Below are 21,122 nucleotides of genomic sequence, written 5' to 3' on the forward strand. Positions count from 1 at the left end.
AAAAATTATTTGTACGCGGTTATCCCGACTGGTTTGCTCTCAGGGCTTGTATTTTGGCTTCTGACGCATTTCTTTGCTTAACAGGTGTATTTATATTAAATTATCTTTAAAATGGCTTAGAATGCAAAATAAGTCCTCCTAGCACTATCTGGGCTGTCCGCCGAGCGTCAGTCGAGGCTTCTTCTGAGCCACGTCTTTTGGTTTTGAATTTAGCGAGTGAACGAAGTGAACGCTGCAAGCAAAATGTGAGCGTGATTTTCGCTCACTCCTTTTTGGTTTGGGGCACGGAGACCCCCGCCTCTTATATAACCTCTTTTAAAACCTCTTTTAAAACCTCTTTTAAGGGCATGTTCCACGTTACTCTCCCAAGCGTTTCACAAATGTTTGGGGGTCCAATTGTCTGTTTATGGGGTCCAATTGTCTGTTTATAGGGGTCCAATTGTCTGTTTATGGGGGTCCAATTGTCTGTTTATGGGTCTCGTCTTGAGGTTCCGGCCTTAATGGTAGCCTCTGATTTAGGAGGTGGTTTTTTGAGCAACGAACTAGTTAAATATCAACCGGAGTTAAATACAATTCCTCTGCGTAAATTTAGTCCTGTTGAGATGAATTTATTTTTCAATTGTGTCTAGAATGCGTGATAAGGGTGACCAAACCGTCCGCTTTAGCTTTGACCAGCTAAAAGAGTTAAGTAATTACAAACCCACAGCTAATCGGCGCTTTATCGACGATATTAAACGCACCTACGACCACTTGATGGACTTGCGTTTCGGTAGCCAAAGCAAAAGTGGGTTGTCGTTCGAAAGATTTGTCATGTTTACCAAATTTAAGATCAACGGTGACGTAGACGAGCCGTACGTTGACGTAGAAATCTACAAAGACGCTTTGCCCTTGCTGAACAATCTAGAGAGTTGGGTGCGGTATGCACTTATCGAGTTTCGCGACCTAAAAAGTAGCTATGCCAAAACCATGTTTCGATTACTCAAAGGCTATCGGACAACTGGATACGCCTACTTTTCCAAAGCAGATTTTGATGAGTTACTTGATATTCCAAAAACTTATCGGCAAGGCGACATTAACAAAAAAGTAATAAAACCAATCAAAGAAGAACTTACCCCCCTATTTCGTGGGCTAACTGTCCGCAAGAAATACGGTAAAAGGCGAGGAAAGCCTGTTATTGGCTATTCTTTTGCATGGAAACCCGAAAAGAAAGATGCCAATGATTTCTCACAAGGCCAATTACAAGATGAGCGTCAAAAGCTTTTTAATATTCAGCATAATGGTGAATTAACAGAGCAGGAAAAATGGCGCGCCATTGACAAGGTTAAGGGTTAACTTTAGGCTCTACTGAGAAACAAGCATTGGCTGATAAACAGGCCGAGCACGATAAAAAAATAAGAGATCAAGCAAGACAAGAAGCACTTGCTGAACTCCTAAAGGGGTTTGGAAATCATGCCTAAAACTATTAGAGAACTTGCTGATGAATTGGGCGTTTCAAAGCAAAGAATTCAACAAATTATCGCCAAATTATCGGCAAGCAAAACACCAAATAAGGAAGGCAATAGATACGTTTTAAACGCCCAAGATGTCAAAAATATAAAGGATTTGATGGGTTTTGATAATGACAAGTCATCGACAAGTGAATCGACAAATAGACTTGTCGATTATGATGTTTACTTAGATGTGATAGATTCCATAAAAGAAAAAGATGAACAGATAAAAATTTTATTAGAAGTTCAAAAACAAACACAAAATCTTCTAGATCAGCAACAACGGTTAGCATTACAGGATAAAAAAATTTTAGAAGAATATAAGGCAGAGATCAAAGATTTAAAAGCATTAAATATGCCGCCACAAGATATAAAAAAAGAGAATTCTTCTCCAAAGAAACAACAGACTATATAAAAGGATCGCCACAAAAGCCAAATAAAAAAAGTGGTGGCAATTTAAAAAAACGAGGGCAAAAAATGATTGATTCAAAAATTATGAGACAACAAAGTCTATTTGAAGGAATTTGGTAACACATACTTTTCAGATAAAGGCACTCTAAAGCGCAACAAAGTAATAGAAGACTCGATGCTTATACGCCTATATTGATGAAGGCATTACTAGCCAATCAACTAATTCATGATACCTATACTGAGTCAGTTGTTATAGATGATAAAAGTGTAGAGATTTTAAGTTAAATCAATTTATTGAAATGTTTACATATAAAGAATACTGGCAAGATAGCTACACAAAATTTGAAAATAAAATTGGCCTGACTGCTGGCGGTAAGTTTATTGATGAGACTGCTGATGTTGTGTTAGATTTTCCCTTCAAAGATACCGTTTTAAAAGCTGGTATGACGAAAGAAGATCAAAAAGATGCTGACGAACCCTTTTTGCATGAAACGATTGCTAAGGCTGAAATTGATCAATTATTAGAACCTAAAATATTTGTAAATGCTACTAAGTATGATCAAGAAATTTAGACGGTGCACCAGTTGATAATTTTGAGGATAATAATTTGATTATCAAGGGAAATAACCTGATTGCCCTGCATAGTTTGAAACAACGCTACCTTGGTAAAGTAAAGATGATTTATCTCGACCCACCTTATTATTTGATGAAACAAAGCCGGCGGATGCTTTTAAATATAACTCGAATTTCAAACTTTCTACGTGGTTGATCTCATGAAAAATAGATTGGAATTGCAAATGAACTACTCACTGATGGTGGAGTAATTTTTATTTCGATGGGTGAAGACGGTCAGGCTCATTTGAAATTGTTGATGGATAACATTTTTGGTAGGTCTAATTTTGTACAAACGTTTATTTGGCGAAATACAGATAATGCTGATTCTTTGGGAAAAAGAGTCGTTCTAGCGTTGAGTATGTACATGCCTATGAGAAAATAAAGATAGTTCCGTACGATGGATTGGTAAAAAAACGGAAAATGGAGATGCACCATTGCTAAATACCGGAAATCCAGTCGGAACGCTAACGTTTAAGCCGGGAATAATTAGATTTAAGATTTCTGATGGTATATATCCTGCAGGTAAATATGAATCATTGGAGGCTTTGACAGATATTATCGTTGAAGATGGGAAAATTCTAACGAAATCAAGCTCCGAGGTACATTTAAATGGGGACAGAAAAACTTAAACAACGAGGTTGCGAAAGGTGGCGACTTCATAATTAAAAGTGATAAGTTTTCAATTCGTTATCAAAAGGCAGAAGGTTCAACTATGCGCCTGAAAAATTCGTGGATGGCCCTTATCTGTCAAAAATTTTGGTGTAGGAAGTAACGAAGATGCTAAATCACATATTGGTACGCTTGGGTTAGATTTTAGTTTCTCAAAACCAGAGTCTTTGATTGCCTACTTTATTAGAGCAGTTACGCAAGAAAACGATATTGTTATGGACTTCTTCATGGGGTCAGGTACAACTCAAGCAGCAGCTTTGAAGATGAATCGTCGATTTATTGGAGTGGAGCAACTTGATTATATTTCCGATGGCGTGGAGCGATTAAATAAGGCGCTTGAGGGAGAACAAGGTGGTATCTCTAAAGACGTTAATTGGCAAGGTGGCGGATCATTTGTCTATGCTGAATTAATGGAAAAGAACCAAGGTTATCTCAAAGATGTCCAACAGGCCGAAACAACAAAGCAATTAGAAGATGTTGTTCATCGCATGATTGAAGGCGGCGCTGATTTTGATTTCCGCGTTGATGTCGAAAAAGTCCTGCAAGATCCTGAATATCAAACGATGTCATTGGCTGATAAAAAGCAGCTGATGGTCAAGGTCATTGATAAGAATCAGTTGTATTATGCTTACAGTGATATGGAAGATCGTGATGTACAAGAGCTGATGTCTGAGAGTGATATTACCTTTAATAAGAGCTTTTATGGGGAGCGTGATCTGTAATGGTCAAAAAGAAAGCACGAGAACTTGTCTTACCCATTGTTCATGAGATTAAAGACTATGCGAGTGATTTTTAAAAAACGATGAACCCAGACATTCTTTTGTTTATCCGGACTACATTAAGCACAACCTCAAACATCAGCTACGTGATTATCAAAAGCAATCACTATACAACCTGAATTACACGCAAAAAGATGACCATGTTGCCAGTCGCTTCAAACAATTGTTATTCCATATGGCCACTGGTTCTGGAAAAACTGATGTGATGGCAGCCGATATATTGTATTTTTACCATGAATTTGGCTATCAAAATTTTCTTTTTGTCGTTAATACAAACGCGGTGATTGCCAAAACGCGTGAAAACATGATGAATGTTCAATCACCAAAGTATCTCTTTTCACAACCAATAAGTATTGATGGGATTCAGATTGAATTGCGAGAAGTCACCCGCTTTCCAACAAATAGTGAACCAGGGGTGATCTACTTGCGGCTAACAACCATCCAAACTTTAGCAAATGAGTTAAATACACCACGCGAAAATGGCTTAACTTATGGCGATTTAGAGAAACAGAAGTTGATTATTCTAGCGGATGAAGCACATCATTTTTCTGCTGGAACTAAGAGCAAAGCAGATCAAAAAAATAAAGCTTGGGAGTATGTCTTAGACCGTATTCGACAAGCTAATAAAGCAAATCGTCAGTTAGAATTTACAGCCACGATCGATTTAAATAACGAGTTTATTTACGAAAAATATCGTGATAAAATCATTTTTCAATATGACTTAAAAGAGTTCCAAAATGCAGGATATTCAAAAAAAATTGCTCGTTTGCAAGCCAATGCTGATGATAACGAAAAGATGCTAAACGCGGGATTGTTATCACAATATCGTAAGCGGATGGCGATTCAGGCGGGTGTGAAAGATTTTAAGCCGGTTATTTTATTTAAATCCAATAAAATAGCTGTTTCAAAAGCGGCTCGTGATCAATTTTTGACGATGATGGATCGGCTAACTGCTGAAGATCTGGCGCAATTTATTGCAAAGCAACTACAAACCACGCAATCGTCTACTTTGCGCCAAGCCTATACTTATTATCAAACAGTTGATATGGGGAGCTTGGTACGTGAATTGCAACGTGATTTTCAACCATTGAATACAATTAATGTTAATGATACGAGTAGCAATGGGATTTTAGGGGACTTAAATGATTTACGTAATTTGAATACTTTAGAGGAACCAAGTAATCCCTTTAGAGCTATTTTTGCCGTCGCCAAACTTTCTGAAGGTTGGGATGTTTTAAATTTGTATGATATTGTCCGAATTGGTGAGCAACCTATTACGTCAACACAAACTAATAGTGAGGCGCAATTAATTGGTCGTGGTGCGCGATACAATCCCTTCGTCTATGAGGATGCAACCTCTTTCACGCGACGATTTGACCATAATACGCCAGAATTACAGATATTAGAGTCCTTACACTATCACACGATTAACGATAAAAAATATATTGATAATCTGACGAAGTCCTTTGAAACAATGCAGCTACAAGTTGAAGATGATAAGGACTTTGATATTTTAACCACGACGGTTAAAAAGTCATTTAAGAAATCTGATGTCTATCAATATGGCAAGCTGTATTACAATGACGTTGAAGATGTTCCTGAAAGTGAATACAATGGTTTGGCAAAATATGGGGTCCCTGTTGCAGAACTACCTACCGTTAACATTGAGACAGCAACCCTAGAAGCAACGGCCTTTGATACACAAAATGTTGCAGGTATGAATGAGACACGGCTGGTAAAGATTGATGAGGCACTCGTTAAAAAATCAATGGCACGGAATCCTTTCTTCAGATTCAATACCATGAAAAAATATATGCCGACGCTAAATTCTATATCTGAGTTTATGTATGATGCGCAGTGGCTAGGACAGCTAAAAGAAATCCAAGCGACGGTATCAACTGGTGCAGATACAGTGCTTAGTCGAGAAACGCAGCTATTAGTCGTTGAAAAATATCTAGCGTATATTCAACGCATGTTAATCATGAACTACAAGCGTCAACGTGGGACTAATAAATTTATTGGATTGCCAATTAAGGAAGTCGTTCAGGACTATCAAAAGCGTGTTCCCGTTAACTATTCTAATGCTGGTGTTCATGAGTCAATTCAAACTTATGACTATAAAAAGGCACCGTGGTTTGTCTATAACGAAGCCATCGTCGACAAATTAGAACGTAGCTTAATTGAACTGATCCAAGACTATGTTGAAGAACTGCAAAACAAGTATAAAGATGTTTACCTCATTCGTAGTGATGAGCGTAATACTAAGCTGAAATTACATGAATTTGCCGATAATGTGTCTCACTATGCTGGTTTCTTGCCGGACTTTGTCTTGTATTTAGCTAATGAATCTTATATTTATCAGATTTATATTGAACCTAAAGGCACTCAATTACTTGATCAAGATCAGTGGAAAGAGGACTTGCTAACGAGTATTTCTCCTGATAGTGTGGATGTTATAGGTGAAAATGAAAAAGTTAAGTTATATGGTGTCAGGTTTTACGTGTCAGGTGACTCACGACAAATAAGAAAGAAAATAGAAATATTTACAGACTAAATGAAGGAGGTTCATTGCAATGGGCATAAAGCCATCTAAAAGCAGACAAAATTTAATTGATAATCTAGATTGTAGATTACTCAATATCCCAGATAATAAAAAAGCACTACAATTATTGACCAATTTAAACTATTTTCAAGTAGTCAATGGCCTGGAAAATATATTTCTTACTACAGTTCATCCTAAAAAATTTAATAAAGTATCCATTTTTGATTTTGAGCGTTTGTACTATGATAGTAAAAAAATAGCAACTGAAATATCGAGAGCCCTAGATGATTTTGAAGAACGTTTAAAGAGCTCTATATCTTATCATTTTAGTCAGTCGTATTGCATGAATATCAATGATACAATGCAATATACTAACAAAAATAATTATCGAGATGATGCTGAATTTGATGGATACCCACTTAATTCAGAACAATATGCAAAAATTATACAAACTTTCAAGGCAACCGAATCCAGAAATAAATTTTTATTTTTTCAACCGTGGTTCCTAACAAGTCTTGTTCAAAAAAACGATCATATTAATCAATCTTTCTACAGAGATATTCAATATACCGCTCCTAACAATGTTATGACTTATCAGTATGACTCTCAGGTGGCAGTTCCTTTGTGGGTAGCCATTGAAACTTTGCCGTTTGGTTCGCTAATCTATTTGTGTCATTATCTAAAAGATGATGAAATGAGTAATGTTTTAAATGATTTTGGATTAACAGCCAACGATAGAATAATATTTTTAAATGTTTTAGATGTTTTAAAAGAATTAAGGAATCATATTGCTCATGGTAACCTCTTATTAAGATTTCAAACACCTGCTTATATTAAATTTACCAATGATTTTGTAAATCGATTTGAATTGAATCCCAAGTCAAGAGGAACAACTGGTGCTAATCGACGTGTTTCATATGCATCAAAAATATACCTCTATGATTCCTTAAAAATTTTGCATCATTTTGATTCAACGAAAACAGTGGTAAAACAATTCAAAAAAATGTTTTACCACAACATGAAAAATATGAAACAAGGTGAAATATATAATAAACGTATTCTAAAGGCGATAGATGCTCCCAGCTACAGAGCATTAAAAAATTTGACGTAATGATATTTAATATATATACTATACATACATACTAAATAAGGCTCCTAACGAGCACTCGCCGTTAATCAATTGGTTAATGACGTCGATAAAATACCCATGTAACTATTTAATTATAGTTATATGGGTATTTTTGGATAGATTCATTAATACAAGGGTCTATAAATTACAAATACCCCCTCAAAAACATTGAAAGAATAGCCCCTAATATCCATAATATAGATATTGGGGGTTATTTGTTTTTAATATTTAATTTATAACGCATGCCAAGCCACTAGTTTTTTCGGGAATTAGGTTTACCGCTCATTTCAAGATTACCACTTTCATAATGGGCCCAACATGAATATATTTCAACTATTTTAGTTGCTTTATCAATGGTATAAACGACGCGATGTTGACCATTCATTCTTCGAGAATAGTACCCAGCTGCAGGTGGTGTTAACTTTTCAAATGACTGTACTGGTTTATATGGATTAGATTCTAATACACTTTTTATTTCTTCAAAGGATTGACGTAATGGGCTTCTTAAAACTTTTTTTAAATCACCCTTAGCTGATGATTTTATTTTTACTTTCCAACGATTACTCACGATCAATTTCTTTGATCATTTCATCTAGATCAACTGATTCATCATCTTTACGGCTGAAGGTGGCTTGAATCTGACCATTCATCATTAAGTTCATGGTTTCCTGTAATGCGTCGTAGTCTTTTTTCCCAATCAAAACGGCACTACGACTGTCATTGGATCCTGCAATAATAACAGGTTTGGAGTCCCGATTAGCATCTTTTATAAGTGAAAATAGATTGGTTCGCGCTGTAGTTGGATTAATAATTTTTTCCATATGGTTCCCCTCCTCAACTTATCTAATATTATAGGCGTACATGATAACGTACGTCAATTGCAAACTATTATATCGCCAAAGGAGATTATGACTTATGCAACAAATCGTCCTACCCATCAAAGATTCAAATGTCCTTAAAGAAGTTCAAGATACCTTGCTTCATAGTTTTAAAGCCGGTCAACGCAACTACACCATTTTTCAAGTGGGCAAAGCGACCTTGTTACGTGTGAGCGATGTTATGAGACTCCGCTGGGCAGATGTCTTCAATGAAAATGGTACCGTGCGTCAGAATGCGTTTATCCACGATAAAAAAACGGGCAAAGCCAATTTGCTCTACTTAAAACCAGTTCAAACGGGTTTATTAGCCTATCAAGGGTGGTTACAAGAAAATCATCTGGCCTCAGAATGGTTGTTTTCTTCGATTCAGCACCCTGATCGACATATCACGGAAAAACAGTTCTACAAAATCATGAGCAAGGTTGGTGATCTGTTAGGAATTAATTATCTAGGTACCCATACGATGTGCAAAACAGGTGCTTATCGCGTCTATACGCAATCAAATTTTAATATTGGCTTAGTCATGCACTTGTTAAATCATTCTAGTGAAGCCATGACACTAGCTTACTTAGGCTTGGATCAAGCCAGTCAAGAAACCATGCTCGATCAAATTGATTTTGGATAACTATGTGTGCCAATGCCAGCAAAAAACTGTTCACCTAGAAGCTGAATAAAACAAGAAGTGCCTACACCTATAAATGCACATTGATGTGTATATAAAATGAGCAAAATAAATAACGAACACTCAAGCATTAACATATACTATGCTAAGATTTGATAAGAACAAAAAAATGGGACGTGATATTTATGAAACTTATTAAGTTTGGTATCAAAAATTTTAGAGGTTTCGGAAATGAATTACAAGAAGTAAAAATAGATAATTTCACTTGCTTAGTTGGTAAAAATGATGCCGGAAAGTCTTCTATCTTCGACGCTATGGATGTGTTTTTTAACGGTTTTAAAAATATTGATTCTGATGATGCACATATAGACTCACATGGTAATCGTGCAAAAAAGGTTGAATTGTCGGGGACGTTTGATGTTGAAGATTCTCAAATAAAAATAGAATCTGTTCCAACTTCTCTGGGAGCTGAGGGATTACTTAACAGCGAAGGGCAGCTTAAAATAGTGCAAGAAATATCTTCACCAAGCAAAAGTGGAATAAAAACTTTTATTATGGCGTTTTTACCAGATTTGGATGAGGTAAAAGATATACATACTTTGAAAAATTCGGCTTTAAAGAAAAGATTTAATAAAATTAAAGAGGATAATCATATTACCGGATGGGATAAAATACCTCAAACTACTAATACACTTATGCGCAAAGCAATAATTAATTACTATGAAAATAAACTCCCTGCCCAAAGTAGCATTCCTGTGAAAGTCCCTATAGACAAGGAGGGGGGTAAAGATCTATGGAGTTCAATAAATAAAGGTTTGCCACTCTTCCAATTATTTAAGACTGACAGGGATAATAATGATTCAGATGCTGAAATTCAAAATCCCTTGAAAGCTATAACTAAAAAAACCCTTCAAGGAAAGTTACAAGAACAGCTAGATACTATAACATCCACAATTAAAGCAGAAACAATAAAACAAGCTAATAAAACTCTTGAGAAACTAAATGAGATGGATCCTGATCTGGCTAGTCAAATAACTCCTACGTTTGATGATCCATCATGGCAAAATATTTTTAAATTTTCGTTAGACACCGATCAAATTCCTCTAAATAAAAGAGGGAGTGGAACCCGGAGATTAATCCTTTTAAACTTTTTTCGAGCTGAAGCAGAACAGGCAAAAGATGAATCCAATAGCAATAATATTATATATGCTTTTGAAGAACCAGAAACTGCTCAACATATAGATCACCAAAAAATACTAATGGAATCTTTCAAAAAAATAGCGGAACAGGCTAATCAACAAGTTTTAATCACGACACACAGTCCTGAATTAGCTGGATTAACTGATGTGGATAACATTAGAGAAGTTACACAAAATAATTATATAAGTAAAATAGACAACTCACCAAGTTTATTACGTATTTCTGATGAGTTAGGTATTTTCCCTAATATTTTGGGCATGCCAGGTAAATTAAGAATGGTTATTTTTGTGGAAGGACCCAACGATGTTAAATTTTTAAGACTATTTTTATCTAAATATTGTTCGGATTTTGTTACTCAAAATGATCTCCTTATAATTCCCTTTGGAGGTGGGGCCTTAAAACATTGGCTTGATCTAGATGTATTAAAATCTATAAATCCATGTACGTATTATATTTTTGATAACGATAAGGCTGGAAAGGAATATGAACGTAAGTTAGAAAAGTTGGGAAAGAAATTAAGTTCTCATGTGTGGAAATTAGGCCCCATTGAGTTTTATTTTCCTTATGAAACCTATTTACATGAAGCTACGTCAATTAATAAAAGCAGACATAATACAGATCCGGATAAGCTTTTAACCATAATATCTAAAGAAAATTATCATATAGCTGACTATAAAAAAAATATAGAACCTGTTAAAGGGGCGCTTTGGAGTAAATTTAAAGAAATAACAGACAATGGTCAATTAGCTAGTTATTGGTCTAGTGATAGTAATATAAATTCAGAATTCAAAGATTTAGCAGCTGAATTAAAATCCTGCTATGAAAACGATTAAGGCTTATAGTTTATAATATTTCAAAAATTTTAAAGTTATAGAAAGGAATCCTATCACCAAAATTATTTGGCTGTTTGTCGGTTTTACCGCTTTATTTTTTAATAAAAACGTAAGTCTTATCTTTACTGCCTATTTTCTAATTGCTTATTTTTTTCTGTTTATTCCGACAAAATACCGTTTTAGTCATTGACAAAGATCTTGGTCGGACAAAGTGTTTTAGCTATTCTGAGCTTAAACATGGCGGCCAGTCACTAATACCGGATTGATTTGGTGCGTTGCTAGTACCAGGAAACCCGCTGTGGCTAAGAGTTGTTCTTATGTTACCGGTGATCCTGGGGGTACCATCGAAGCTCTCTTTGGTTCGTCGTCGACTTATTATAATCAACAATCTGCAACACTGATCCGGCCAGAAGCATTTGCGACTTTAAAACAGCCCATTCTTTACGCTTATCAATTAGGGGGCACACCGGTTGATAACGCTTATTGGTTTGAAGATAACCGCATGAAAGCCTTAGTTGCATCAGCCGATTAAAATATACAGTAATAAAATTTGTTTACTGTATTATACCAAAAAGGTATAATGATTATTGAGGTGGAAGAATGTATGGAATATTTTGCTGAAAATCGCAAACTCACAAAAATCTTGAATGATCCCCGTTTACTAGTTAAAAATTTTGGCCGTGATCGGGCTAAACGCATTCAAGCTCGGCTTGATGAGTTTGACGCTGCTGATACTCTGAAGCAGATTTCTTCTGATCCACCGCCACGCTGTCACCGATTGCATAACAATTTGGAAGGCAAATTTGCTGTTGATGTCAGCAAAAATTTCCGCATTGTTTTTGAGGGTTACGATAAAGCCGATCAACTTTCAGTTGAAAGATCAGCAATTGTAACTGTTCAAATTATAAAGATTGAAGACTATCATTAAAGGAGTTGAAACGTATGCTGCATCGCGAGAATAGTATTCGGCAGTATCACACCAGTTCAGCTGCCGATCTCATTAAAGAAACTATGGACTTTTATCAAATTACTCAAACTGATCTAGCCGCTCGCTTAGGGGTTAGTCAAAAAAACATTTCAGATATTCTTAAACGCAAACGATTCATCAATGAGTTATTGGCTTTAAGAATCGAAACTGTTATGGGTATTTCTAGTCAATTACTCCTTAACTTAGATGCTAACTTTAAATTGCATCAGGCTAAGGAAAATGCTAAAGATTCTGAACCCAATCATCAATCAGACAAATTCCTTAAACGATATGATTGGGTATCAGCATAAGATTAATCATTGGAATAGTGGTAAAGCAAGCAGTCTTAGGTACGGGGCTTGTCAGTGAGTTGATGAAGGAAACTTTTACAGTTTCCAGCTTGAAATCGGTTTTAAACTCACAATTAAATTGATATTTAAGCAGCAGTTGATTTAATCAACTGCTGCTTTTTTGATCAAGCTAAATTAGCTTGCGCCGTTTGCGCAAAACTCCGCCTGAAAGGCTCCTGCTGAAGGCATGCTCATGATGCAAAATCATTCGGCCGACAGCCCCTTGTCTGGAAGACTTTTTTACTCAAATTCCGATAGCAATTTTGAGTAAAAACGCGAAGCTTTGCCAAAAAGTGGCTAGCCAATCGGCTAACCATTTTGGCATTGCACAGCGAACTTGGGGGTCAAGGGGGAGCGTTAGCTGTCCCCCTTGCAAGCACCGCAGCTGCCACAAACGTAGTCTTGTGGCTAGCATGCGGGTTGCTTGCCAAACCCCGTGAATTAATTTATTATGTGAGTAGAAACCCTTAGGGTTTCACGAGCTTAATCAATCAATTCACTTGCCTGAAAGGCAAAACAAAGGGGGTGGGGTTTGTGAGCGAACAACACAATATGGCTAGCTATCTATCCGATAAACAACCCAATCGGAAAGACAGTCGGCAAATCAATTTTAGAGTGAGCGAGCAGGACTATTTAAAGCTTTCGCAGTCAGCGAAAACTTTAAATATGTCCGTGCCTGCTTTTGTCAAAAAGAAGGCACAAGGGGCACGGATCGTTGCCCCTAAGATTGGCGCAAAAGAAGCCCAAGCATTAACCCGTCAATTAGCAAAAATTGGGGGTAATCTCAATCAATTAGCCAAACACGCCAATCAAGGGGGCAATGTTCCTGCCCAAGCATTGCAGGAATTGCAAAGTGAGGTGGCACACATATGGCAACAACTCACATAAAACGGTCTGCCAGCGCGTCACGCCTTGTCAATTACGCCGAAAAACGAGCGGTCTTAAAAGACGGACTAAACCTTGATGTTGACTACGCAAAAAGTCAATTCAAACAAGTCCGTGAAGTGTATGGCAATCAAGGCAAGACGCAGGCGTATGCTAGCCGTATCTCGTTTAGTCCCAAAGAATTTGACCCGACAAACGAAGATGACCAACAAAAAGCGCTCGATATTGCCAAAGAAGTGTATCAAAAAACCTACCCTAATCAGCAAGTCGCTTTATACGAACATGCCGACACGGACGCTTTACACATTCATGCCGTCATTGGGGCAATCGACTTAGAAACAGGGAAAAAAATGCACGGTAACTGGCAAGAATACCGCGAAAAATTAGTCCATAATACCGATGAAATCGTGCAAAAACATGGGCTTGAAGTTACGAAAGTTGACCCTGAACGCTATGAAAAACGTTCTATGGCAGAAATTAAAATGCATGATCGTGGGCAACCCACTTGGAAAGACCAAATCAGACAAGCCGTTGACAGCACCATGTCTAATCCCCTTATTCGCGATTTTCAGACGTTTAGAGACGATTTAAAGCAAAAGGCGATAGATGTATGGGAACGGGGAAAAGACCTTACCTATCAGCTCACAGGCACGAATTATAAAGCACGTGGTAACAAACTCGGCACAGCTTACGAAAAGGGGGCAATTTACAATGAGTTGGAAAGACGTACCAGAGACCCAAGAGACAACCAAACAGATACCAGAACCCCAGATACAAACAGATTTAACCGAACTCAATCAGACCCTGAAAGAAATCAGGAACTATCAGGGCACACAAATTCAACTACAAAGCAAACAACAAATCGAACTGACCGAACAGCTGACACAAATCGAACAAGCCAGTCAGCGCGTCAATCAAGCCTTTCAGAAGACCTTGAACGATTTAAACAGCAACAACGAGACCAACAAAGAACAATTAGTCGCGACGCTAAAAGACGCGCAAAACCACTTCAACGAGCAGACAAAGACCGTCAATCAAAGGACAATCGCCGAACTGCAAAAGATAAACAGCGTCCAACAGGACAACAACAACACGTTGAAAACCCTAAACGACAGCCTAAACCAGACCGTTCAAGGGACTATGGACCAAGTCGCTAACCGTTTATCTACGGAAATTGATCGAACACATAAAAATATGAGTTGGTATGAAATTAAAAATTATTTGTACGCGGTTATCCCGACTGGTTTGCTCTCAGGGCTTGTATTTTGGCTTCTGACGCATTTCTTTGCTTAACAGGTGTATTTATATTAAATTATCTTTAAAATGGCTTAGAATGCAAAATAAGTCCTCCTAGCACTATCTGGGGCTGTCCGCCGAGCGTCAGTCGAGGCTTCTTCTGAGCCACGTCTTTTGGTTTTGAATTTAGCGAGTGAACGAAGTGAACGCTGCAAGCAAAATGTGAGCGTGATTTTCGCTCACTCCTTTTTGGTTTTGGGGCACGGAGACCCCCGCCTCTTATATAACCTCTTTTAAAACCTCTTTTAAAACCTCTTTTAAGGGCATGTTCCACGTTACTCTCCCAAGCGTTTCACAAATGTTTGGGGGTCCAATTGTCTGTTTATGGGGGTCCAATTGTCTGTTTATAGGGGTCCAATTGTCTGTTTATGGGGGTCCAATTGTCTGTTTATGGGGTCTCGTCTTGAGGTTCCGGCCTTAATATGGTAGCCTCTGATTTAGGAGGTGGTTTTTTGAGCAACGAACTAGTTAAATATCAACCGGAGTTAAATACAATTCCTCTGCGTAAATTTAGTCCTGTTGAGATGAATTTATTTTTTTCAATTGTGTCTAGAATGCGTGATAAGGGTGACCAAACCGTCCGCTTTAGCTTTGACCAGCTAAAAGAGTTAAGTAATTACAAACCCACAGCTAATCGGCGCTTTATCGACGATATTAAACGCACCTACGACCACTTGATGGACTTGCGTTTCGGTAGCCAAAGCAAAAGTGGGTTGTCGTTCGAAAGATTTGTCATGTTTACCAAATTTAAGATCAACGGTGACGTAGACGAGCCGTACGTTGACGTAGAAATCTACAAAGACGCTTTGCCCTTGCTGAACAATCTAGAGAGTTGGGTGCGGTATGCACTTATCGAGTTTCGCGACCTAAAAAGTAGCTATGCCAAAACCATGTTTCGATTACTCAAAGGCTATCGGACAACTGGATACGCCTACTTTTCCAAAGCAGATTTTGATGAGTTACTTGATATTCCAAAAACTTATCGGCAAGGCGACATTAACAAAAAAGTAATAAAACCAATCAAAGAAGAACTTACCCCCCTATTTCGTGGGCTAACTGTCCGCAAGAAATACGGTAAAAGGCGAGGAAAGCCTGTTATTGGCTATTCTTTTGCATGGAAACCCGAAAAGAAAGATGCCAATGATTTCTCACAAGGCCAATTACAAGATGAGCGTCAAAAGCTTTTTAATATTCAGCATAATGGTGAATTAACAGAGCAGGAAAAATGGCGCGCCATTGACAAGGTTAAGGGGTTAACTTTAGGCTCTACTGAGAAACAAGCATTGGCTGATAAACAGGCCGAGCACGATAAAAAAATAAGAGATCAAGCAAGACAAGAAGCACTTGCTGAACTCCTAAAGGGGTTTGGAAATCATGCCTAAAACTATTAGAGAACTTGCTGATGAATTGGGCGTTTCAAAGCAAAGAATTCAACAAATTATCGCCAAATTATCGGCAAGCAAAACACCAAATAAGGAAGGCAATAGATACGTTTTAAACGCCCAAGATGTCAAAAATATAAAGGATTTGATGGGTTTTGATAATGACAAGTCATCGACAAGTGAATCGACAAATAGACTTGTCGATTATGATGTTTACTTAGATGTGATAGATTCCATAAAAGAAAAAGATGAACAGATAAAAATTTTATTAGAAGTTCAAAAACAAACACAAAATCTTCTAGATCAGCAACAACGGTTAGCATTACAGGATAAAAAAATTTTAGAAGAATATAAGGCAGAGATCAAAGATTTAAAAGCATTAAATATGCCGCCACAAGATATAAAAAAGAGAATTCTTCTCCAAAAGAAACAACAGACTATATAAAAGGATCGCCACAAAAGCCAAATAAAAAAAAGTGGTGGCAATTTAAAAAAACGAGGGCAAAAAATGATTGATTCAAAAATTATGGAGACAACAAAGTCTATTTTGAAGGAATTTGGTAACACATACTTTTCAGATAAAGGCACTCTAAAGCGCAACAAAGTAATAGAAGACCTCGATGCTTATACGCCTATATTGATGAAGGCATTACTAGCCAATCAACTAATTCATGATACCTATACTGAGTCAGTTGTTATAGATGATAAAAGTGTAGAGATTTTTAAGTTAAATCAATTTATTGAAATGTTTACATATAAAGAATACTGGCAAGATAGCTACACAAAATTTGAAAATAAAATTGGCCTGACTGCTGGCGGTAAGTTTATTGATGAGACTGCTGATGTTGTGTTAGATTTTCCCTTCAAAGATACCGTTTTAAAAGCTGGTATGACGAAAGAAGATCAAAAAGATGCTGACGAACCCTTTTTGCATGAAACGATTGCTAAGGCTGAAATTGATCAATTATTAGAACCTAAAATATTTGTAAATGCTACTAAGTATGATCAAGAAAATTTAGACGGTGCACCAGTTGATAATTTTGAGGATAATAATTTGATTATCAAGGGAAATAACCTGATTGCCCTGCATAGTTTGAAACAACGCTACCTTGGTAAAGTAAAGATGATTTATCTCGACCCACCTTATTATTTTGATGAAACAAAGCCGGCGGATGCTTTTAAATATAACTCGAATTTCAAACTTTCTACGTGGTTGATCTTCATGAAAAATAGATTGGAAATTGCAAATGAACTACTCACTGATGGTGGAGTAATTTTTATTTCGATGGGTGAAGACGGTCAGGCTCATTTGAAATTGTTGATGGATAACATTTTTGGTAGGTCTAATTTTGTACAAACGTTTATTTGGCGAAATACAGATAATGCTGATTCTTTGGGAAAAAAGAGTCGTTCTAGCGTTGAGTATGTACATGCCTATGAGAAAAATAAAGATAGTTCCGTACGATGGATTGGTAAAAAAACGGAAAATGGAGATGCACCATTGCTAAATACCGGAAATCCAGTCGGAACGCTAACGTTTAAGCCGGGAATAATTAGATTTAAGATTTCTGATGGTATATATCCTGCAGGTAAATATGAATCATTGGAGGCTTTGACAGATATTATCGTTGAAGATGGGAAAAATTCTAACGAAATCAAGCTCCGAGGTACATTTAAATGGGGACAGAAAAACTTAAACAACGAGGTTGCGAAAGGTGGCGACTTCATAATTAAAAGTGATAAGTTTTCAATTCGTTATCAAAAGGCAGAAGGTTCAACTATGGCGCCTGAAAAATTCGTGGATGGCCCTTATCTGTCAAAAATTTTTGGTGTAGGAAGTAACGAAGATGCTAAATCACATATTGGTACGCTTGGGTTAGATTTTAGTTTCTCAAAACCAGAGTCTTTGATTGCCTACTTTATTAGAGCAGTTACGCAAGAAAACGATATTGTTATGGACTTCTTCATGGGGTCAGGTACAACTCAAGCAGCAGCTTTGAAGATGAATCGTCGATTTATTGGAGTGGAGCAACTTGATTATATTTCCGATGGCGTGGAGCGATTAAATAAGGCGCTTGAGGGAGAACAAGGTGGTATCTCTAAAGACGTTAATTGGCAAGGTGGCGGATCATTTGTCTATGCTGAATTAATGGAAAAGAACCAAGGTTATCTCAAAGATGTCCAACAGGCCGAAACAACAAAGCAATTAGAAGATGTTGTTCATCGCATGATTGAAGGCGGCGCTGATTTTGATTTCCGCGTTGATGTCGAAAAAGTCCTGCAAGATCCTGAATATCAAACGATGTCATTGGCTGATAAAAAGCAGCTGATGGTCAAGGTCATTGATAAGAATCAGTTGTATTATGCTTACAGTGATATGGAAGATCGTGATGTACAAGAGCTGATGTCTGAGAGTGATATTACCTTTAATAAGAGCTTTTATGGGGAGCGTGATCTGTAATGGTCAAAAAGAAAGCACGAGAACTTGTCTTACCCATTGTTCATGAGATTAAAGACTATGCGAGTGATTTTTTAAAAAACGATGAACCCAGACATTCTTTTGTTTATCCGGACTACATTAAGCACAACCTCAAACATCAGCTACGTGATTATCAAAAGCAATCACTATACAACCTGAATTACACGCAAAAAGATGACCATGTTGCCAGTCGCTTCAAACAATTGTTATTCCATATGGCCACTGGTTCTGGAAAAACTGATGTGATGGCAGCCGATATATTGTATTTTTACCATGAATTTGGCTATCAAAATTTTCTTTTTGTCGTTAATACAAACGCGGTGATTGCCAAAACGCGTGAAAACATGATGAATGTTCAATCACCAAAGTATCTCTTTTCACAACCAATAAGTATTGATGGGATTCAGATTGAATTGCGAGAAGTCACCCGCTTTCCAACAAATAGTGAACCAGGGGTGATCTACTTGCGGCTAACAACCATCCAAACTTTAGCAAATGAGTTAAATACACCACGCGAAAATGGCTTAACTTATGGCGATTTAGAGAAACAGAAGTTGATTATTCTAGCGGATGAAGCACATCATTTTTCTGCTGGAACTAAGAGCAAAGCAGATCAAAAAAATAAAGCTTGGGAGTATGTCTTAGACCGTATTCGACAAGCTAATAAAGCAAATCGTCAGTTAGAATTTACAGCCACGATCGATTTAAATAACGAGTTTATTTACGAAAAATATCGTGATAAAATCATTTTTCAATATGACTTAAAAGAGTTCCAAAATGCAGGATATTCAAAAAAAATTGCTCGTTTGCAAGCCAATGCTGATGATAACGAAAAGATGCTAAACGCGGGATTGTTATCACAATATCGTAAGCGGATGGCGATTCAGGCGGGTGTGAAAGATTTTAAGCCGGTTATTTTATTTAAATCCAATAAAATAGCTGTTTCAAAAGCGGCTCGTGATCAATTTTTGACGATGATGGATCGGCTAACTGCTGAAGATCTGGCGCAATTTATTGCAAAGCAACTACAAACCACGCAATCGTCTACTTTGCGCCAAGCCTATACTTATTATCAAACAGTTGATATGGGGAGCTTGGTACGTGAATTGCAACGTGATTTTCAACCATTGAATACAATTAATGTTAATGATACGAGTAGCAATGGGATTTTAGGGGACTTAAATGATTTACGTAATTTGAATACTTTAGAGGAACCAAGTAATCCCTTTAGAGCTATTTTTGCCGTCGCCAAACTTTCTGAAGGTTGGGATGTTTTAAATTTGTATGATATTGTCCGAATTGGTGAGCAACCTATTACGTCAACACAAACTAATAGTGAGGCGCAATTAATTGGTCGTGGTGCGCGATACAATCCCTTCGTCTATGAGGATGCAACCTCTTTCACGCGACGATTTGACCATAATACGCCAGAATTACAGATATTAGAGTCCTTACACTATCACACGATTAACGATAAAAAATATATTGATAATCTGACGAAGTCCTTTGAAACAATGCAGCTACAAGTTGAAGATGATAAGGACTTTGATATTTTAACCACGACGGTTAAAAAGTCATTTAAGAAATCTGATGTCTATCAATATGGCAAGCTGTATTACAATGACGTTGAAGATGTTCCTGAAAGTGAATACAATGGTTTGGCAAAATATGGGGTCCCTGTTGCAGAACTACCTACCGTTAACATTGAGACAGCAACCCTAGAAGCAACGGCCTTTGATACACAAAATGTTGCAGGTATGAATGAGACACGGCTGGTAAAGATTGATGAGGCACTCGTTAAAAAATCAATGGCACGGAATCCTTTCTTCAGATTCAATACCATGAAAAAATATATGCCGACGCTAAATTCTATATCTGAGTTTATGTATGATGCGCAGTGGCTAGGACAGCTAAAAGAAATCCAAGCGACGGTATCAACTGGTGCAGATACAGTGCTTAGTCGAGAAACGCAGCTATTAGTCGTTGAAAAATATCTAGCGTATATTCAACGCATGTTAATCATGAACTACAAGCGTCAACGTGGGACTAATAAATTTATTGGATTGCCAATTAAGGAAGTCGTTCAGGACTATCAAAAGCGTGTTCCCGTTAACTATTCTAATGCTGGTGTTCATGAGTCAATTCAAACTTATGACTATAAAAAGGCACCGTGGTTTGTCTATAACGAAGCCATCGTCGACAAATTAGAACGTAGCTTAATTGAACTGATCCAAGACTATGTTGAAGAACTGCAAAACAAGTATAAAGATGTTTACCTCATTCGTAGTGATGAGCGTAATACTAAGCTGAAATTACATGAATTTGCCGATAATGTGTCTCACTATGCTGGTTTCTTGCCGGACTTTGTCTTGTATTTAGCTAATGAATCTTATATTTATCAGATTTATATTGAACCTAAAGGCACTCAATTACTTGATCAAGATCAGTGGAAAGAGGACTTGCTAACGAGTATTTCTCCTGATAGTGTGGATGTTATAGGTGAAAATGAAAAAGTTAAGTTATATGGTGTCAGGTTTTACGTGTCAGGTGACTCACGACAAATAAGAAAGAAAATAGAAATATTTACAGACTAAATGA

At 37.1% G+C, this 21,122-nt stretch carries 16 protein-coding genes and 2 pseudogenes; 16 read left to right on the forward strand and 2 right to left on the reverse strand.

The annotated features are described in order from the left end of the window. Positions 1-530: 530 nt before the first annotated feature. From PI20285_RS11330 to PI20285_RS11365, 5 genes and pseudogenes are all read left to right on the forward strand, one after another. A pseudogene (locus tag PI20285_RS11330) lies at positions 531-1,457 on the forward strand (replication initiation protein). After that, a complete protein-coding gene (locus PI20285_RS11335) occupies positions 1,450-1,902 on the forward strand; it encodes a helix-turn-helix domain-containing protein (RefSeq protein ID WP_245080753.1) in 453 nt (150 codons plus the stop codon). The pseudogene PI20285_RS11330 and the gene PI20285_RS11335 overlap by 8 nt, the downstream one beginning before the upstream one ends. Before the next feature lie 62 nt (positions 1,903-1,964). Continuing rightward, a pseudogene (locus PI20285_RS12110) lies at positions 1,965-3,904 on the forward strand (DNA methyltransferase). A gap of 172 nt (positions 3,905-4,076) precedes the next feature. Then, positions 4,077-6,515, forward strand: coding sequence for a DEAD/DEAH box helicase family protein (locus PI20285_RS11360; RefSeq protein WP_245080760.1), 2,439 nt, complete (start codon positions 4,077-4,079; stop codon positions 6,513-6,515). A 19-nt stretch (positions 6,516-6,534) separates the two neighbouring features. Beyond that, entirely contained in the window at positions 6,535-7,614 is a 1,080-nt protein-coding gene (locus PI20285_RS11365; RefSeq protein WP_057775026.1) for an Abi family protein, read from the forward strand. Positions 7,615-7,885: 271 nt separating this feature from the next. Here PI20285_RS11365 and PI20285_RS11370 read toward each other — a convergent pair whose 3' ends face one another. Next, positions 7,886-8,200 (reverse strand): Txe/YoeB family addiction module toxin, encoded by a 315-nt coding sequence (locus PI20285_RS11370; RefSeq protein ID WP_057775029.1) that lies wholly within the window; start codon positions 8,198-8,200, stop codon positions 7,886-7,888. Continuing rightward, a complete protein-coding gene (locus tag PI20285_RS11375; RefSeq protein ID WP_057775032.1) occupies positions 8,193-8,453 on the reverse strand; it encodes a type II toxin-antitoxin system Phd/YefM family antitoxin in 261 nt (86 codons plus the stop codon). The genes PI20285_RS11370 and PI20285_RS11375 overlap by 8 nt, the downstream gene beginning before the upstream one ends. 94 nt (positions 8,454-8,547) lie before the next feature. Between PI20285_RS11375 and PI20285_RS11380 the strand changes: the two genes are divergently transcribed. The 11 genes from PI20285_RS11380 (at position 8,548) to PI20285_RS11435 (ending at position 21,118) form a co-directional block, all read left to right on the forward strand. Next, the gene (locus tag PI20285_RS11380; RefSeq protein WP_057775035.1) at positions 8,548-9,135 is read left to right on the forward strand and encodes a site-specific integrase; all 588 of its coding nucleotides are present in this window, start codon (positions 8,548-8,550) and stop codon (positions 9,133-9,135) included. 182 nt (positions 9,136-9,317) lie between these two features. Then, on the forward strand, positions 9,318-11,165 hold the full coding sequence (locus tag PI20285_RS11385) for an ATP-binding protein (protein WP_057775038.1): 1,848 nt from the start codon (positions 9,318-9,320) through the stop codon (positions 11,163-11,165). A gap of 298 nt (positions 11,166-11,463) precedes the next feature. Next, positions 11,464-11,697, forward strand: coding sequence for a hypothetical protein (locus PI20285_RS11390; RefSeq protein ID WP_057775041.1), 234 nt, complete (start codon positions 11,464-11,466; stop codon positions 11,695-11,697). Positions 11,698-11,769: 72 nt separating this feature from the next. After that, positions 11,770-12,093, forward strand: a complete 324-nt coding sequence (locus PI20285_RS11395) for a type II toxin-antitoxin system RelE/ParE family toxin (protein ID WP_057775043.1) — start codon at positions 11,770-11,772, stop codon at positions 12,091-12,093. A gap of 14 nt (positions 12,094-12,107) precedes the next feature. Next, entirely contained in the window at positions 12,108-12,443 is a 336-nt protein-coding gene (locus tag PI20285_RS11400) for a helix-turn-helix transcriptional regulator (protein WP_054397968.1), read from the forward strand. 591 nt (positions 12,444-13,034) lie between these two features. Then, positions 13,035-13,370 carry a MobC family plasmid mobilization relaxosome protein gene (locus tag PI20285_RS11405; RefSeq protein WP_105782296.1) on the forward strand — a complete coding sequence of 112 codons (336 nt, stop codon included), beginning with the start codon at positions 13,035-13,037 and terminating at the stop codon, positions 13,368-13,370. Then, complete coding sequence (locus tag PI20285_RS11410; protein WP_057775049.1) at positions 13,352-14,524, forward strand: relaxase/mobilization nuclease domain-containing protein; 1,173 nt, start codon at positions 13,352-13,354, stop codon at positions 14,522-14,524. Before PI20285_RS11405 ends, PI20285_RS11410 begins: the two co-directional genes overlap by 19 nt. A 591-nt stretch (positions 14,525-15,115) precedes the next feature. Then, a complete protein-coding gene (locus tag PI20285_RS11420) occupies positions 15,116-16,045 on the forward strand; it encodes a replication initiation protein (protein ID WP_057775015.1) in 930 nt (309 codons plus the stop codon). Next, positions 16,038-16,490 carry a helix-turn-helix domain-containing protein gene (locus PI20285_RS11425; protein WP_245080757.1) on the forward strand — a complete coding sequence of 151 codons (453 nt, stop codon included), beginning with the start codon at positions 16,038-16,040 and terminating at the stop codon, positions 16,488-16,490. Before PI20285_RS11420 ends, PI20285_RS11425 begins: the two co-directional genes overlap by 8 nt. Before the next feature lie 63 nt (positions 16,491-16,553). Next, positions 16,554-18,506 (forward strand): site-specific DNA-methyltransferase, encoded by a 1,953-nt coding sequence (locus tag PI20285_RS11430; protein WP_057775021.1) that lies wholly within the window; start codon positions 16,554-16,556, stop codon positions 18,504-18,506. Beyond that, on the forward strand, positions 18,506-21,118 hold the full coding sequence (locus PI20285_RS11435) for a DEAD/DEAH box helicase family protein (RefSeq protein WP_057775024.1): 2,613 nt from the start codon (positions 18,506-18,508) through the stop codon (positions 21,116-21,118). The genes PI20285_RS11430 and PI20285_RS11435 overlap by 1 nt, the downstream gene beginning before the upstream one ends. Positions 21,119-21,122 lie beyond the last annotated feature (4 nt).

Origin of the sequence: Pediococcus inopinatus, assembly GCF_002982135.1 — a bacterium.
Lineage (GTDB): Bacteria > Bacillota > Bacilli > Lactobacillales > Lactobacillaceae > Pediococcus > Pediococcus inopinatus.

What these genes read in the sequence shown, in the direction of transcription:
- PI20285_RS11335 (WP_245080753.1), top strand. Translation starts at nt 1,450, where the DNA reads ATGCCTAAAACTATTAGAGAACTTGCTGATGAATTGGGCGTTTCAAAG.
- PI20285_RS11365 (WP_057775026.1), top strand. Translation starts at nt 6,535, where the DNA reads ATGGGCATAAAGCCATCTAAAAGCAGACAAAATTTAATTGATAATCTA.
- PI20285_RS11375 (WP_057775032.1), bottom strand. Translation starts at nt 8,453, where the DNA reads ATGGAAAAAATTATTAATCCAACTACAGCGCGAACCAATCTATTTTCA.
- PI20285_RS11380 (WP_057775035.1), top strand. Translation starts at nt 8,548, where the DNA reads ATGCAACAAATCGTCCTACCCATCAAAGATTCAAATGTCCTTAAAGAA.
- PI20285_RS11385 (WP_057775038.1), top strand. Translation starts at nt 9,318, where the DNA reads ATGAAACTTATTAAGTTTGGTATCAAAAATTTTAGAGGTTTCGGAAAT.
- PI20285_RS11395 (WP_057775043.1), top strand. Translation starts at nt 11,770, where the DNA reads ATGGAATATTTTGCTGAAAATCGCAAACTCACAAAAATCTTGAATGAT.
- PI20285_RS11400 (WP_054397968.1), top strand. Translation starts at nt 12,108, where the DNA reads ATGCTGCATCGCGAGAATAGTATTCGGCAGTATCACACCAGTTCAGCT.
- PI20285_RS11405 (WP_105782296.1), top strand. Translation starts at nt 13,035, where the DNA reads ATGGCTAGCTATCTATCCGATAAACAACCCAATCGGAAAGACAGTCGG.
- PI20285_RS11410 (WP_057775049.1), top strand. Translation starts at nt 13,352, where the DNA reads ATGGCAACAACTCACATAAAACGGTCTGCCAGCGCGTCACGCCTTGTC.
- PI20285_RS11425 (WP_245080757.1), top strand. Translation starts at nt 16,038, where the DNA reads ATGCCTAAAACTATTAGAGAACTTGCTGATGAATTGGGCGTTTCAAAG.
- PI20285_RS11430 (WP_057775021.1), top strand. Translation starts at nt 16,554, where the DNA reads ATGATTGATTCAAAAATTATGGAGACAACAAAGTCTATTTTGAAGGAA.
- PI20285_RS11435 (WP_057775024.1), top strand. Translation starts at nt 18,506, where the DNA reads ATGGTCAAAAAGAAAGCACGAGAACTTGTCTTACCCATTGTTCATGAG.